This window comes from Natrinema sp. LJW11, from assembly GCF_056135975.1.
Genome location: NZ_JBWBDM010000002.1, coordinates 229569 through 243524 on the forward strand (window position 1 = coordinate 229569; position 13956 = coordinate 243524).

At 64.3% G+C, this 13956-nt stretch carries 16 protein-coding genes; 9 read left to right on the top strand and 7 right to left on the bottom strand.

The window, feature by feature from the left end; translation table 11 throughout:
• Positions 1-8: 8 nt before the first annotated feature.
• The 5 genes from AC0QDI_RS05750 to AC0QDI_RS05770 form a co-directional block, all read right to left on the bottom strand.
• Entirely contained in the window at positions 9-1919 is a 1911-nt protein-coding gene (locus tag AC0QDI_RS05750) for an ABC transporter ATP-binding protein (RefSeq protein ID WP_474666132.1), read from the bottom strand.
• The gene (locus AC0QDI_RS05755; RefSeq protein ID WP_474666134.1) at positions 1919-2110 is read right to left on the bottom strand and encodes a hypothetical protein; all 192 of its coding nucleotides are present in this window, start codon (positions 2108-2110) and stop codon (positions 1919-1921) included. The genes AC0QDI_RS05750 and AC0QDI_RS05755 overlap by 1 nt, the downstream gene beginning before the upstream one ends.
• Entirely contained in the window at positions 2111-3241 is a 1131-nt protein-coding gene (locus AC0QDI_RS05760) for a FecCD family ABC transporter permease (RefSeq protein WP_474666136.1), read from the bottom strand.
• Positions 3238-3432 carry a hypothetical protein gene (locus AC0QDI_RS05765; protein ID WP_474666138.1) on the bottom strand — a complete coding sequence of 65 codons (195 nt, stop codon included), beginning with the start codon at positions 3430-3432 and terminating at the stop codon, positions 3238-3240. Before AC0QDI_RS05765 ends, AC0QDI_RS05760 begins: the two co-directional genes overlap by 4 nt.
• 68 nt (positions 3433-3500) lie before the next feature.
• Positions 3501-4499 (bottom strand): sister chromatid cohesion protein PDS5, encoded by a 999-nt coding sequence (locus AC0QDI_RS05770; protein ID WP_474666140.1) that lies wholly within the window; start codon positions 4497-4499, stop codon positions 3501-3503.
• Positions 4500-4802: 303 nt separating this feature from the next.
• On the opposite strand from AC0QDI_RS05770, the gene AC0QDI_RS05775 reads away from it, so the two are divergent.
• Both AC0QDI_RS05775 and AC0QDI_RS05780 read left to right on the top strand, forming a co-directional pair.
• Positions 4803-5288 (top strand): Lrp/AsnC family transcriptional regulator, encoded by a 486-nt coding sequence (locus AC0QDI_RS05775; RefSeq protein ID WP_474666142.1) that lies wholly within the window; start codon positions 4803-4805, stop codon positions 5286-5288.
• A 2-nt stretch (positions 5289-5290) separates the two neighbouring features.
• Positions 5291-6448: a pyridoxal phosphate-dependent aminotransferase gene (locus tag AC0QDI_RS05780; protein WP_474666144.1), complete on the top strand. Its 1158-nt coding sequence runs from the start codon at positions 5291-5293 to the stop codon at positions 6446-6448.
• A gap of 526 nt (positions 6449-6974) precedes the next feature.
• Here the strand turns inward: AC0QDI_RS05780 and AC0QDI_RS05785 are convergent.
• Positions 6975-7727 (bottom strand): GNAT family N-acetyltransferase, encoded by a 753-nt coding sequence (locus AC0QDI_RS05785; RefSeq protein ID WP_474666146.1) that lies wholly within the window; start codon positions 7725-7727, stop codon positions 6975-6977.
• A 186-nt stretch (positions 7728-7913) separates the two neighbouring features.
• Here AC0QDI_RS05785 and AC0QDI_RS05790 point away from each other — a divergent pair, with 186 nt between their 5' ends.
• The 6 genes from AC0QDI_RS05790 to AC0QDI_RS05815 all read left to right on the top strand — a co-directional run bounded on the left by AC0QDI_RS05790 (position 7914) and on the right by AC0QDI_RS05815 (position 13021).
• Positions 7914-8999 (top strand): succinylglutamate desuccinylase/aspartoacylase family protein, encoded by a 1086-nt coding sequence (locus tag AC0QDI_RS05790; protein WP_474666148.1) that lies wholly within the window; start codon positions 7914-7916, stop codon positions 8997-8999.
• 253 nt (positions 9000-9252) lie between these two features.
• Positions 9253-9684, top strand: a complete 432-nt coding sequence (gene sdhC / locus AC0QDI_RS05795) for a succinate dehydrogenase, cytochrome b556 subunit (RefSeq protein ID WP_474666150.1) — start codon at positions 9253-9255, stop codon at positions 9682-9684.
• Positions 9684-10049 carry a succinate dehydrogenase/fumarate reductase transmembrane subunit gene (locus tag AC0QDI_RS05800; protein WP_474666152.1) on the top strand — a complete coding sequence of 122 codons (366 nt, stop codon included), beginning with the start codon at positions 9684-9686 and terminating at the stop codon, positions 10047-10049. The genes sdhC and AC0QDI_RS05800 overlap by 1 nt, the downstream gene beginning before the upstream one ends.
• Before the next feature lies 1 nt (position 10050).
• Entirely contained in the window at positions 10051-10929 is an 879-nt protein-coding gene (locus AC0QDI_RS05805; RefSeq protein ID WP_474666154.1) for a succinate dehydrogenase/fumarate reductase iron-sulfur subunit, read from the top strand.
• 2 nt (positions 10930-10931) lie between these two features.
• Positions 10932-12770, top strand: a complete 1839-nt coding sequence (locus AC0QDI_RS05810) for an FAD-binding protein (protein WP_474666156.1) — start codon at positions 10932-10934, stop codon at positions 12768-12770.
• 89 nt (positions 12771-12859) lie between these two features.
• Positions 12860-13021 (top strand): hypothetical protein, encoded by a 162-nt coding sequence (locus AC0QDI_RS05815; protein ID WP_474666158.1) that lies wholly within the window; start codon positions 12860-12862, stop codon positions 13019-13021.
• Between the two features lie 27 nt (positions 13022-13048).
• On the opposite strand, the gene AC0QDI_RS05820 is transcribed toward AC0QDI_RS05815, so the two are convergent.
• The gene (locus AC0QDI_RS05820) at positions 13049-13243 is read right to left on the bottom strand and encodes a XapX domain-containing protein (protein ID WP_474666160.1); all 195 of its coding nucleotides are present in this window, start codon (positions 13241-13243) and stop codon (positions 13049-13051) included.
• Positions 13244-13511: 268 nt separating this feature from the next.
• Between AC0QDI_RS05820 and AC0QDI_RS05825 the strand changes: the two genes are divergently transcribed.
• Positions 13512-13736 (top strand): MarR family transcriptional regulator, encoded by a 225-nt coding sequence (locus AC0QDI_RS05825; RefSeq protein WP_474666162.1) that lies wholly within the window; start codon positions 13512-13514, stop codon positions 13734-13736.
• Positions 13737-13956: the final 220 nt, after the last annotated feature.

Below are 13956 nucleotides of genomic sequence, written 5' to 3' on the forward strand. Positions count from 1 at the left end.
AGCCTAAATCAGAGGTCGTCGCCGACTACCTCTCGAGCGGCGGTCTCGAGAAACGAGTCGGGGACGGCATCGATTTCACCGGCCTGGACGCCCCACAGCGTCGCGTACAGCCCGTCCGCTGCGAGCAAGTCGTCGTGAGTGCCGCGCTCGACGATTCGTCCGTCCTCGAGGACGAGGATGGTATCCGCGTCCTTGACGGTCGACAGTCGGTGGGCGATGGCCAGCGTCGTCCGCTCGGTGGTCAGCTCCTCGAGCGAGCGCTGGATGAGGTACTCCGTCTCCGTGTCGACGCTGGCGGTCGCCTCGTCCAGCAGGATGATCGGGGGATCCCGGAGGATCGCTCGAGCAAGCGCGATCCGCTGGCGCTGACCGCCCGACAGTTTGACGCCGCGCTCGCCGACCCGCGTCTGATACCCCTCCGACAGTTCCCGGATGAACTCGTGGGCCTCCGCCGCGTCGGCGGCCTCCCGGACCTCGTCGTCGCTCGCGTCGAAGTTCCCGTAGCGGATGTTTTCGGCCACAGTCCCGTCGAACAGGAACGTGTCCTGACTCACGTACCCGATGGCACCCCGCAGGTCCGAAACGCGGACGTCACGCACGTCGTGGCCGTCGACGCGGATCGCACCGTCGTCGATGTCGTACAACCGCAACAGTAGTTTCGCGACCGTCGACTTGCCCGCCCCGGTCGAACCGACGAAGGCGATCGTCTCGCCCGGTTCGACGTCGAAGCCGACCCCGTCGAGTATCGGCTCACCGTCCTCGTAGCGAAACCGAACGTCGTCGTACTCGAGCCGGCCGTCGACATCCTCGAGGGGGACCGCATCGGGCGCGTCCCGAATCCCGACCGGGACGTCCAGCAGTCCGCAGATACGCTCGCCCGACGCCGCCGCGTTCTCGTACCAGTCGACGATGCTCGAGAGTTGGGCCATCGGCCCCGTTAGGCGCTGAGTCAACAGCATAAACACGACGAAATCGCCGGTCGTGAGGTCACCGGAAAAGAACAGCGGCGGTCCGGAGAACACCCACAGTCCGCCGACGACGAACGTCGCCAGCAGCGCCGCGCCGGTGATCAACTCCATTCCGGGCCGGTAGAAGTAACTCAGCTTCAACACGTCCATCTGTGCGTCGAACACCGATCTCGAGACGTCGCGGACGCGGCCGTTCTCGTACTCCTCGGTGGTGGCGGTCTTCACGAGTTCGATCCCGCTGAGGCCGTTCTCGATTCGCGTGTTCAGATCGCCGATCGTCGAGCGGACGGTGGCGTAGCGAGGCGCGATCACCCTGACGAACCACCAGGTGAAGGCGACGAGCAGCGGCACGGCCCCGAGAGTTATCAGTGCGAGTTGCCAGTTCGTATAGAGCAACGCGACGGTGATCCCGACGACGATCACGCCGATCCGCACGCTGTCCCCCAGCGCGTTATCGAAGAACACCTCCAGGTTCGAAATATCGTTGTTCAGAATCGACATGACCTCCCCCGTCTCCTTGTTATCGAAGAAGGTCATGTCGAGGCGCTGCATCTTCTCGTAGGCGTCCGTTCGTATCGTGTACATCACCCCGTGGGCGAAGAAGTTCATCGCCACGCCCCGGACCCACTGGAGGAGCGCGCCGCCGGCGAGCGCGACGCCGATGACGGTCGCGGAAAGCCAGAACTGCGCGGTCGGCTCGGTCGGCAGCCACGCGCCGGGCACGAGCGGTAGCGCGTACCTTCCCTCGCCGGTGAACACCGCATCGATGGTCGTTCCGAGAACGAGCGGTGTCACGAGGATCGACCCGTACGCGAGCGCGCTGGCGACCAGTCCGAGTGCGAGCCACCGTCCTTCCCCGAGGCCGTAGGTTCGAAACAGGCGAATCAAGGGCTTCGAGACACGCTCGCGGGCGGCGTCGAGTTCCGTCTCGAGGGGCTCCTCGTCGCTCACTACTCGGCCCCTGTCGCGTCGTTTCCGTCTGAATCCGCACCGTTGACGACGGGCACGTCCGAACTCGAGTACCGTCCCGTGAGTTCCGAACCGGAGAGCGCGTCGATCAGCGATTCGACCGTAGTCGAGGAATGGGCGATCGTCTCGCTCAATTCGCCCGTCCGTCGCCCGTCCGTTCCGGCGCGTCCCATTCAGATTTCACCCATGTTCTCCTGCTTTCGCATCAGATAGAGGAAGTACGGGCCGCCGATGAGTCCGGTGACGATGCCGACGGGAATCTGCGTGGGACTTAACGCGAGTCGCGCGCCCACGTCGGCGGCGACCATCAGCGCCGGACCGACGAACAGGCAGCCGATGACCAGTTTCTTCGAGTCGCTCCCGACCAGGTTTCGGACCATGTGCGGGACGATGAGGCCGACGAAGCCGACGATGCCGGCGACGGCGATACTGGCTGCCGCCGCGAGGACCGCGACCCCCGAGAGCGCGAACCGCACTTTCTCGATCGACATCCCCAGCGACTTCGCCGTCTGCTCGCCCAGCAAGAGGACGTTCATCTGGCGCGATCCGGCAGTGGAGAGGAGAACGACCACGATCGTCCACGGGAGCACGAGTCGGACCTGTTCCCAGTCGGTCCCGGTAAGCGACCCGGTGGTCCAGGCGATGGCCGACTGGACGACGCCGATATCGTCCGCGAAGAAAAACAGCGCCGTCTGCAGCGAGCCGAAGACCGTTCCGACGATCACGCCGGCGAGCACCAGTCGGACCGGCGAGGTTCCGTTCTTCCAGGCGATCACGTAGACGATGAGAAACGCACCGGCCCCGCCGAAGGCCGCGATCAGCGGAAGGAACGCCGTCAGACTCCCGAACACGACGAGAGTCAGCAAAATCATGAGCCCCGCCCCGGAGGAGACGCCGAGGATGAACGGGCTCGCGAGTTCGTTCCGGGTCACGGCCTGAAATATCGCCCCCGAGACGGCGAGGTTCATCCCCACCAGGGCCGCGACGAACACCCGCGGGAGGCGGATATTCCAGACGATGAGACTTTCGGTGCTCATCTCGGGCATCGCCTCGCCGAGCAAGAACGCGTCCCAGGCCTGCGGGTTGAACACCACGTTCGGGTTGAAGAGTGCGAGCCACGCCTCGGTGTGCGTCATCGAGTAGGCGCCGTAGCTCACCTGTATCAGTCCGCCGACGAACACGATGGCGAGGCTACCGAGTACCACCGTGGCGAGTTTCGGATCGAGGAGCCACTCGAACCGTCTCTCGTTTCGTCGCGACGTCGCAGGCTCTCCCGTCGCGGCGTTCGACTTCTTCCCGCTCATCGTCGGGGCACAGCGGTTGCTCCGATCGGGGTGGGATGCGAGGAACGGTCCGTCGTTCCGTCGAGCGGTTCCCCGCCGATCTCGGATCGCGACGGCTGTCCCGAGACCGAGACGCTTCCGGTACCCGTCTCACCGTCCGTCACGCGTTCTCGTCGAGCCGGTACGTCGGCTTCCCCCAGTTCGCCGGTCATACTGATTTAGGTCTGCCTAAAATATAAAGGCGTTCCGGTTTTTAGGCTGGCCTAATTCGCGTGCCCCGTCAGCGGGGGCCACCGCATTGCGGACAGATCGGCGGTCCCGGCTCGGGGAGCGAGAGCCCACAGGAGGGACACTCGCCGCCGTCGGGAGCGGTGATCTCGTCGACGATCTCGTCGGTTCGGTCACGGAGCCCCGGTATCGTCCCGATTTCGTCGGGGACGGTATCTCCCGGCCCGTCGTCCTCGTCGATCGCATACTGAACTCGATCGACGAGGAACGCCGCGGCATCGTCGTCCGCGGCCGAACGCACGTCGGGTATCGTCACGTCCGAATCCGACCGGGCCAGCAGCCCCAACGCCTCGGCCGCCCGCCCCCGCACGTAGGGACTCTCGTCGTCCAACCGATCGCACAGCGCAGCGGCGCTCTCGGACAACGCGTCCGGAGACGCACAGCCGACCGCGACCAGCGCGGTGCAGAGGTGATACCGGACGACCTCGTTCGAATCGGTGAGATGCTCGGCCAGGTCCGAAACGTGATGACGAAGTCGGTCCTGGTCGCCCAGCGCGACGTACTCGAGCGCTTTCGCCAACTTCTCTCGCACCTCGGGTTCGTCGAACGACAACCCGATTCGCAGGTCCGCCACCACCTCGGGTGAAGCGACCGCCTCCGGGTGGTCCCGCGCGACGTAGCCGAGCGCCTCCGCCGACCGAGCGCGCACGTAGTAGAACTCGTCGTCGTCGGCCAACCGGTCAGCGAGGGGTGAGACGACTGACTCGACCGCGTCGGGGTCGGCCTCGGCGACGGCGACGAACAGTTTCGCAGTCGTCAACCGAATCGACCGCTCCTCGTCAGTGAGAAATAGCGCTAGCGTCGGCAGTACGGGCTCGAGTGCGGCCGGCTGCCGTTCGGCGAACTGTCGGAAGGTACGGAGCGTTTCTTTTCGCGTCCCCGCGTCGCTCTCAGCGAGTCGTTCGACCCACGTCACGAGCCACTCTCGCGGTTCCTCCTCGAAGAAGCTCTCGAGTCGCTCGATCGACGGCGGCTGTCTCGAATCGTCCATAGATACCTCGAACCGTATCGGTCCGTTCCGGTGTACTGGTAATAAAGTCCGCCATCGAAGTCGGACGTCTGCGCTCCCACGGCGATCCGCAGCGGACCGGAATCGAAGGCGGGACGGGCGGCGGGAGCCCCCGCGACGACCAACGTCGTGCGATTTCGAATTCGAGTGCCACCCAACGGGGTCCCGCGGGAAGACGGCGCGTCTCGGGGCCGATCCCGACGGGAGTCGGCGCACTCCGGACCCGCCGCGGCCCGCCGGCCGAACAACGTTAGAACTTTACTCGCGCTCGCGCTTCCAAGCGGTATGAGCGAACGCGAGGTGCTCGAGTTGCTTCGTGAGAACGCGCGCTACTCCACGGCGGATATCGCGCGAATGACCGACCTCGAGGAGCGCGAGGTCGAGGCAGCCATCGAGGAACTCGAGGCGGCGGGCCTCGTCCGGGGCTACCAGGCGGTCGTCGACTGGGACAAACTGGAAGACGAGCGGGTCCGCGCCGAGGTCGAGTTGAACGTCACGCTCGACCGCGAGACGGGCTACGACGACATCGCCGAGCGTCTCGCACGATTCCCGGAGGTCAAAGCACTGCGGCTGATCAGCGGCGACTACGACTTCGATATGGAAGTCGAGGGCGACTCCATCCGCGAGGTCTCGCAGTTCATCAGCGAGAAGGTCGCACCGGTCCCCGAGATCACCCAGACGGTCACGCACTACGTGATGACCTCCTACAAGGAGAACGGGATCGAACTCGGCGACGGCGAGGGCGACGACCGGCTCTCCTTTTCACCCTGATCATGACGTTCGAACTGTCAGACCGGGTGCAGACGGTCCCGCCATCGGGTATTCGGCGCTTCTTCGAGATCGCCGAGGAACGCGACGAGGTCATCTCGCTGGGCGTCGGCGAACCCGACTTCGCGACGCCGTGGGCGGCCCGCGACGCCGCCATCACATCCCTCGAGCAGGGAAAAACCTCCTATACGGCCAACCGGGGCAAGCGCGAACTCCGCGAAGCGATCGCCGACTACGTCGCCGACCGATTCGACCTCGGCTACGATCCCGACGAGGAGATCATCGTCACGGCGGGCGCGAGCGAGGCGGTCGACCTGGCCTTCCGGGCGTTCGTCGATCCCGGCGATACGGTGGCAATCGCCCAGCCCTCCTACATCTCGTACGAACCCGGCGTGATCTTCGCCGGCGGCGACGTGTTGCCGGTCCCGACGAGAGAGGAGGACGACTTCCGGCTCACAGTCGAGGGCCTCGAGGACGCCGGCGCGGCCGACGCGGATATGCTCGTCCTCTGTTACCCCAACAATCCGACGGGGGCGATCATGCCCGCCGAGGACCTCGAGCCGATCGCCGAGTTCGCCCGCGAGCACGATCTGACGGTCCTCTCCGACGAGATATACGCCGAGTTGACCTACAACGGTGAGCACACCTCGATCGCGACCCTCGAGGGGATGCGCGAGCGTACCATCGTGTTCAACGGCTTCTCGAAGGCCCACGCGATGACGGGGCTCCGATTGGGGTACGCGCTCGGGCCAGCCGACGCCATCGGCGCGATGAACAAGATCCACCAGTACACGATGCTGTCGGCCCCGACGACGGCCCAGTACGCCGCGCTCGAGGCCCTGGACTCCTGTGCGAACGACGTCCGGGAGATGGTCGATCAGTACGATCGCCGGCGACGGTTCGTCCTCTCGCGCTTTCGCGAGATCGGCATGGACGTCTTCGAGGCCAAGGGCGCGTTCTACTGCTTCCCCGAGGTTCCCGAGGGGTTCACCGCGGAGGAGTTCGCCGAGGCCGTCCTGCGCGAACAGGGCGTCGCCGTCGTCCCCGGCGACGTCTTCGGCGGGAGCGGGGAGGGCCACCTTCGGGTCTCCTACGCGACCGGGCTCGAGGAGCTCCGGCAGGCGCTCAATCGGATCGAAGCGTTCGTCGACGAACACGCCTGAGACGGGTTGCTGTACCGATGCCCCGGCGCGAACGCAGGCCGGATCGCGCTCGCGCCGGCACTGACTGACAGCAGACCGTACGAGTCGGAATGGGGTCGGCTCGAGAGACGGTTGGCTCGAGCGGTGGATCGTTCTGGATCGTGTTGCTGACTTCTCACAGTACGTACACTCAATAGAGGTAGTCTACTGAGCAGGGTGTTCGGCAGTGAGTTCGATCAAAGAAGTGTCCTGCTATCGTGGCGACACGGAAACGCCACGCCCTCCCCAACCGATTCGCTCACTTTGTTCGCTCATCCCTCGCGCAGTGGTATCGACCGCCCTCACTGCGTTCGGTCGGCCGCAAGCGCGCGCCACCGCACGCCGGATGATCGGTCCGGAGTGAAACGTTGCTCCCCGGCAGTGCACGTTGAGGGTGCGAAACGAGAGTCTCACTACCGCTGTCAACAGAACCGGGAGTGGAGTCAACCGTCAGCGGGGAAAACCACCGGAGAGGAGAACAGGATCGGAGACGGAAGAGACGACTCCGCTAGAGGTACGACGCGTCCCACCGGGTCGCCTTGCGCTGGTTGCCGCAGTTGTTGCACTCGATCCGACCCATCGCGTCCATCGCGTTGTCGATCGAGTCGCAGTTCCCGCAGAACCAGGCGTAGCGGTCGTGGCGATCCTCGCTCTTGTAGGCCGTGTAGAACGGCGACCTCGTCCCGCGGGCGGCCTCCCCGTAGCTCACGTAGACCGTTTCGCCGTCGGCGGTGACTTCGTCGATCGCTCCCCACTCGCCGTCGTCCTCGAGGTCGACCTCGACGTAGACGTTTTCCGTGAAGGTTTCGTCGCCGATCTCGACCTCGCGCTGGCCGGCCCGCTCGAAGCCGTGGGATCGGTAGAACTCGTTCCCGCCCTCGTTGTCCGCGAGAACGAAGCACTGGATTCCGTCCGCTCCTTCCTCGAGTAACGCTTCGCGAGTGCGGACCAGCAATCGAACGCCCGTCGCGTCGCCCCGGTGATCGGGATGGATGTGCAACCAGAGCAAGTGGCCGGTGTTCGCCTGCTGGCCGACCAGTTCGCTCTGCGAGAAGCCGGCGATCTCGCCGTCGCGCTCGACGATCAGAAAGAGCGAGCGATCGTCAGCGAGCTCGTCGGCGAGCGAGTCGCCGTACCACTGGTCGATCGCCTCGTCGATGGTTTCCTCCTCGAGAAATGCCGTGTACGTGGAGTTGAGCGAGTCGTGTGCGATCGAGCGAATCGCTGCAGCGTCCGAGTCAGTTGCTTCACGAATTTCCATGGCTGTCCGTAGTACAGCCAGATACAAAACGTATGCCCACGGTCCCAGCTTCTGCCTGACCGAGTCGGCGGGAAACCGTTTTTTCTCCGGAAAAGGAAGTATGGAACCGCTCGAAAGGATATAACGCGAACTGATCGGCAAGACTGAAGGGAGAACATTCACGGTGGTGCCGCCGGAGCACGTCATATGAGCGACGACGCGACGACGAGCGAGCCACCCGACCGAACGGACGGATCCGAGACGATGGCCGAGGCCTTTACCTACAACGGCGGCCGGGTCGATCCCGGCGAATCGGCGAACATTCGCTACGGCATCAGCGAGACGTATCTCGGCGATCCCGTCAGGATCCCCGTCACGGTGATTAACGGCGAACATCCCGGGCCCACGGTCTTTCTCTCGGCGGCGGCCCACGGCGACGAACTCAACGGAATCGAGGTCGTTCGCGAGGTCGCCCACGACTGGGACCACTCCGTGCTCCACGGGACGCTCGTTTGCTTGCCGGTGATGAACGTTCCCGGCTTCCTCGCACAGGAGCGGTATCTGCCGATTTACGACCGGGACCTGAACCGATCGTTCCCGGGTCGAGAGGGGTCGACGAGTGCCAGACGAATGGCACACCAGATATTCACCAATTTCATCGAACCCTGTGACCTCGGACTCGACTTCCACACCTCCACGCGAGGGCGAACGAACATGCTCCACGTCCGGGCGAACATGGAGCGGTCGGACGTCGGCCGACTCGCCATGGCGTTCAGTTCGAACGTTATCATCGCCGGCGAGGGACCGTCGGGGACGTTGCGCCGCGAGGCGACCGAAGCCGATATCCCAACGATCACAGTCGAGATGGGCGAGGCCCACCGATTTCAGCGCCGACTGATCGATCGTGCGCTCACCGGCGTCGCGAGCGTCCTCGCCGAGTTCGGTTGTCACCGAAAGTCGTCGGTTCACTGGCCCGGCTGGCGAACGATCATCGACGACGACAACGAGAAGACCTGGCTCCGCGCGGACGCCGGCGGTATCGTCGACATGAAACGCGGTCGCGGCGAGCTCGTCGAGGAGGGCGAGGTGATCTGTACGATCACGAACCCGTTCAAAGAGGAAGAAGACATCGTCACGGTCGAGGCCCCGTTCACCGGCCTCATCGTCGGCGTCCTCGAGAATCCGGTCGTCTACCCGGGGAACCCGCTCTGTCATCTGGTCGGCCTCTCGCCGGACACGCTCACGGCTCTCGAGCGCGAGCGGACGACGGAGAGTTCGCGATCGGATCTCTGAGAGGGATCCACGGAACGGGTTGAGGACGAAACTCCGACCACCCTACGGGTGCGCCGAAACGACGGACGACAGTTCGGAAGGGGAAGTTCCCGACTGTCGCCGAGAAGTCGACACCCGAGGGAGCGCTCCCGAACCGATTTCGACTTTGGGAAAACCCGCTTTGGTTCTGGCGGCTGTCCCGTGCACGAATGGCCGGATGGAGGAGATAAAAGTAACTTCTATACCCCCGCGGTCTAACGCACCACATGAGCGTATGAGTCAGTCTTACAATCGCGGTCTCATCGAGGACTTCGGTCGCTGGAAGGAGTTCTCGGCCGGCATGTGGGCGTGGATCTTCCACAAGTTCACCGGATGGGTGCTAATCGGCTACCTGTTCACCCACATCGCCGTGTTGAGTACCTCTATCGGTGGCGCACAGGGCGAAACGACGATGGTCGACGGAGAAGCGGTCAACGTGTACACCGCGACGCTGCAGGGGCTCGAGGGCCTGTTTCTCGTCCGCCTGCTCGAGATCGGTCTGCTCGCGGTGGCCGTCTTCCACATTCTGAACGGCCTCCGCCTGCTGATGGTCGATCTCGGCGTCGGACTCGACTCCCAGGACAAGAGTTTCTACGCCTCGCTGGTGCTGACGGGTGCGATCACCGTCGCCAGCGTTCCCACGTTCCTCACGGGGGTGTCATTCTAATGGCGGAACGGTACTCTTCCTTTACGCCCGGCGGCACCGGCTGGTTCCTCCAGCGCGTCACCGCCGCGTTCCTCGTCGTCGTTCTCGCATTCCACTTCTTCCTCTTGCACTTCGTCAACCACGCGTACGAGGTAACCTTCTTGGGCACCGAAGCCCGAATGCAAAACATCGGCTACTTCCTCACGATGGTGCTGTTCCTGATCACCGCCGCGTTCCACGGCGTCAACGGCGTCTACAACGCGCTGGTCAATCAGGGCCTCGAGGGGACCCAGAAGAAGGTCGTGCTGGCGGTGCTGGTCATCGCCGGCGTCGCGCTCGTCGCGCAGGGAGTTTACGTCGCACTCGCAATGAGAGGGATGATCTAATATGAGCACGCAACAGGCCGAACCCGAGAGCCAGGAAGCACCGAAAGACCCGGAGATGAAAGGCGCCGAGTCGCCCCAGGAGCGCCGACTCGACGACAAAGACGACGGGATGGTCGACGAACACGCCGAAAAGGAGGCCGAACTCGATGGAGAGACGGTCCTCATCAAGGTGTTCCGCTACGACCCCGAAGTCGAGGGGAAGCAGGAACCCCGATTCGACGACTTCCACGTCCCCTTCGAGAAGGGGATGACCGTCCTCGACGCGGTCATGTACGCCCGCGACGAGTACGACTCCTCGCTTACCTTCCGCCACTCCTGTCGGCAGGCCGTCTGTGGCTCCGACGCCTTCTTCGTCAACGGGAGGCAGCGACTGGGCTGTAAGACCCAGATCTCCGACCTCGAGCAGCCGGTTCGCATCGAGCCGCTGCCCCACCAGGAGGTCGTCAAGGACCTGGTCGTCGACATGGACCACTTCTACGACCAGATGCACACGGTCGAGCCGTACTTCCAGGACGGGGAGACGCCCGCGGTCGACGACCTCGAAGAGCAGCGCCAGAGCCCCGAAAACCGCGAGAAGATCAAGATGTCCTCGCGGTGTATCTGGTGTGGCGCGTGCATGTCCTCGTGTAACATCGCGGCCGGCGACAACGAGTATCTGGGCCCCGCGGCGATCAACAAGGCCTACAAGTTCGCGATGGACGACCGCGAAAGCGAGCAGATCAAGGAGCACCGACTCCGCATTCTCGAGCAGGAACACGGCGTCTGGCGGTGCCAGACCCAGTTCTCCTGTACAGAGGTGTGTCCGAAGGACATCCCGCTCACCGAGCACATTCAGGAGCTCAAGCGGGAAGCGGTCAAGAAGAACCTGAAGTTCTGGTAACTATGTACGAACACGACGTCATCGTGGTCGGCGCAGGCGGCGCCGGCCTCCGAGCCGCGATCGCAGCAAACGAAGCGGGAGCCGACGTGGCGATGGTCTCGAAGCTCCACCCCGTCCGCAGCCACACCGGTGCTGCGGAGGGCGGAATCAACGCCGCGCTCCGGGAGGGCGACGACTGGGAACTCCACGCCTACGACACGATGAAGGGGTCGGATTACCTCGGCGACGCGCCGGCGGTCGAGACCCTCGCCCAGGACGCCCCCGAAGAGACGATCAACCTCGAGCACTGGGGGATGCCGTTCTCCCGCGAGGAGGACGGCCGCGTCTCGCAGCGACCGTTCGGCGGACTCTCGTTTCCGCGGACAACGTACGCCGGCGCCGAGACGGGACACCACCTGCTGCACACGATGTACGAGCAGGTCGTCAAACGCGGCATTCAGGTCTACGACGAGTGGTACGTGATGGACCTCGCGACGACGGACGAACCGGATCCGAACGACCGCGAGTGTCACGGCGTCGTCGCCTACGACGTGCAGTCCGGGAAGATCGAGGGCTTCAAGGCCAACGGCGGGGTCGTCCTCGCGACCGGCGGGCCCGGACAGGCGTTCGATCACACCACTAACGCGGTCTCCTGCACCGGCGACGGTCACGCGATGGCCTATCGCGCCGGCGCACCGCTCGAGGACATGGAGTTCATCCAGTTCCACCCGACCTCGCTGCCCTCGACCGGCGTGCTCATAAGCGAGGGTGTCCGCGGCGAAGGCGGCATCCTCTACAACAACGAGGGCGAGCGGTTCATGTTCGAGCACGGCTACGCGAACAACTCCGGTGAACTCGCCTCGCGGGACGTCGTCGCCCGCGCCGAACTGACCGAGGTCAACGAGGGACGGGGCGTCGACGACGAGTACGTCCACCTCGACATGCGCCACCTCGGCGAGGAACGGATTATGGACCGTCTCGAGAACATTCTGCACCTCGCGGAGGACTTCGAGGGCGTCGACGGGCTCGTCGAGCCGATGCCGGTCAAGCCCGGCCAGCACTACGCGATGGGCGGCATCGAGGTCGACGAGAACGGAGAGAGCTGCGTCAACGGCCTCTACGCCGCCGGTGAGTGCGCCTGCGTCTCCGTCCACGGCGGCAACCGGCTGGGCGGTAACGCGCTGCCGGAACTGATCGTCTTCGGCAAGCGCGCCGGCCGCCACGCCGCCGGCGACGACCTCGGCGAACCCGAGATCCGGACCGGCTACGGTGACGATGTGGAGGACGAAACCGACACCGAACTCCCGGTCGCTCCGGGAGAAGCGGGACTCGATACCAGTGGAAGCGTCGCCGCAGATGGCGGCGTCACTGCCGACGCCGAGGGCATCCTCGAGCGGACCGTCGAGTCGGCCCGCGAGCGCGTCGACCATCTGATGGAGAAAGACGACGGCGTCCAGCACGCCGAGATCCGTGCGAAGCTCCAGAAGGCCATGACGGACAACGTCAACGTCTTCCGGACCGAGGAAGGCGTCAAGAAGGCGCTGAAGCTCATTCGCGAGTGCCGCCAGGAGTATCAGGACGTCTACGTCGACGATCCGTCGCGGACGTTCAACACCGACCTCCAGCAGACCATCGAGACGCGAAACCTGATCGACGTCGCCGAGTCGATCGCCCTCGGCGCGCTCGTGCGCAACGAGTTCCGCGGCGCTCACTGGCGTCAGGAGAACCAGATCCGCGACGACGAGAACTGGCTCAAACACACGCTCATCTCGTGGGACGACGGCGAACCCTCGATCTTCTATCGGCCCGTGATCCTCGAGGGCGAGAACAAGACCTACGAGCCGAAAGAGCGCAGTTACTGACCGCGGCGTCGCTTCCGATTTCTCGGCGTGCGATTCGGCCGTCGTCTCGAGTAGAATCGTTTATACCCATCCCGGCGAATGGCGAATCTATGGGTACCGTTCCGCTGCTCGGCATCGTCGCGTCTCTCGCCAGCGACTCCGTCCTGGCCGGTCCGCTGCTGTTCGTGGCGATGGTGTTCGCGCCCGCGGCGCTTCTGATGGTCCTGTGGGTTCTCATGCGGCTTTTCTTCAGCACCGGGTCGGCGGCCTGAGTGCGGCCGACTCACGCCGCTCGAACGCTACAGCCCGAGCGTCTCGAGGAGGTCGACGCCGACGTCGGCGTATTCGATAACTTTGTAACCGAGATAGATCCCGACGATGCCCATGATACCGGGGAGCTCCGGCGGGGCGGGGATGGGGATATTAAAAAATCGAAACACTGCCCCGGTCAACAGTCCGGTCAGCAGCGCGATGACGGTGAGTTGCGTCGACATTGGGTTTCCCATATCGCCGACCGTAAGTTATACTATCGGACACCGGCCAGCGAGCACCTGTAGCCGTCCTGCGAACAGTTATCGTTGCCCCGGTCACGACAATCGCCTATACCCAAGAACAGTCGCTCGAGCGGTCGACAACTGGTATCGTCGCGGGATCGACGATTGGCGTACACGATATCGACAATGATGGCTGGCGTCACGTCGCCAGATTTTCGACGATCGTTGTAAGAAGGGTTTATTATCGTCGAAAGAGAGACGTGGAAGTATGACGCAGCCAGCGACGACCGACCTCGCCGTCTCGGTACCGACCGATCTCGATTCCGCTCGAGCGAAACTCGTCTACCTGTATCTCGCCGCGAGCGGCGGCGCGACCGCCGAAGACCTCTGTGACGACCTCGCGGTCACGAAAGGGACGGTCCTCTCGATTACCGGAACGCTTCGGGATCGCGGCCATCTCGAGCGAGCGGACGGGCAGTACGAACTCGCTTGAGGAGAGATCAGCTGATTCGAATGGCCGGGAGCGAGTTCCGAGCGCTGCGAGGAACTCGCGACCCGGGGGAGGGCAGCCAGGTACCCGATACCCGCCGCGAGCGCCTGCGGCGCTCGCGGGCTGACGACTGATGTGGAGAGCGCGAAGCGCTCGGAACGGAAGGAGGAGTGCTTTTAATCGAATTTTTACCGAGTGCGGTCGCGAAGCGACCGCACGCAGC

Bases quoted from the DNA above. Each gene is read 5' to 3' on its own strand.
- AC0QDI_RS05825 (WP_474666162.1), top strand. From the start codon at position 13,512: ATGACGCAGCCAGCGACGACCGACCTCGCCGTCTCGGTACCGACCGAT.
- AC0QDI_RS05810 (WP_474666156.1), top strand. From the start codon at position 10,932: ATGTACGAACACGACGTCATCGTGGTCGGCGCAGGCGGCGCCGGCCTC.
- AC0QDI_RS05785 (WP_474666146.1), bottom strand. From the start codon at position 7,727: ATGGAAATTCGTGAAGCAACTGACTCGGACGCTGCAGCGATTCGCTCG.
- AC0QDI_RS05775 (WP_474666142.1), top strand. From the start codon at position 4,803: ATGAGCGAACGCGAGGTGCTCGAGTTGCTTCGTGAGAACGCGCGCTAC.
- AC0QDI_RS05820 (WP_474666160.1), bottom strand. From the start codon at position 13,243: ATGTCGACGCAACTCACCGTCATCGCGCTGCTGACCGGACTGTTGACC.
- AC0QDI_RS05805 (WP_474666154.1), top strand. From the start codon at position 10,051: ATGAGCACGCAACAGGCCGAACCCGAGAGCCAGGAAGCACCGAAAGAC.
- AC0QDI_RS05755 (WP_474666134.1), bottom strand. From the start codon at position 2,110: ATGGGACGCGCCGGAACGGACGGGCGACGGACGGGCGAATTGAGCGAG.
- AC0QDI_RS05760 (WP_474666136.1), bottom strand. From the start codon at position 3,241: ATGAGCGGGAAGAAGTCGAACGCCGCGACGGGAGAGCCTGCGACGTCG.
- AC0QDI_RS05790 (WP_474666148.1), top strand. From the start codon at position 7,914: ATGAGCGACGACGCGACGACGAGCGAGCCACCCGACCGAACGGACGGA.
- AC0QDI_RS05765 (WP_474666138.1), bottom strand. From the start codon at position 3,432: ATGACCGGCGAACTGGGGGAAGCCGACGTACCGGCTCGACGAGAACGC.
- sdhC (WP_474666150.1), top strand. From the start codon at position 9,253: ATGAGTCAGTCTTACAATCGCGGTCTCATCGAGGACTTCGGTCGCTGG.
- AC0QDI_RS05815 (WP_474666158.1), top strand. From the start codon at position 12,860: ATGGGTACCGTTCCGCTGCTCGGCATCGTCGCGTCTCTCGCCAGCGAC.
- AC0QDI_RS05780 (WP_474666144.1), top strand. From the start codon at position 5,291: ATGACGTTCGAACTGTCAGACCGGGTGCAGACGGTCCCGCCATCGGGT.
- AC0QDI_RS05800 (WP_474666152.1), top strand. From the start codon at position 9,684: ATGGCGGAACGGTACTCTTCCTTTACGCCCGGCGGCACCGGCTGGTTC.
- AC0QDI_RS05770 (WP_474666140.1), bottom strand. From the start codon at position 4,499: ATGGACGATTCGAGACAGCCGCCGTCGATCGAGCGACTCGAGAGCTTC.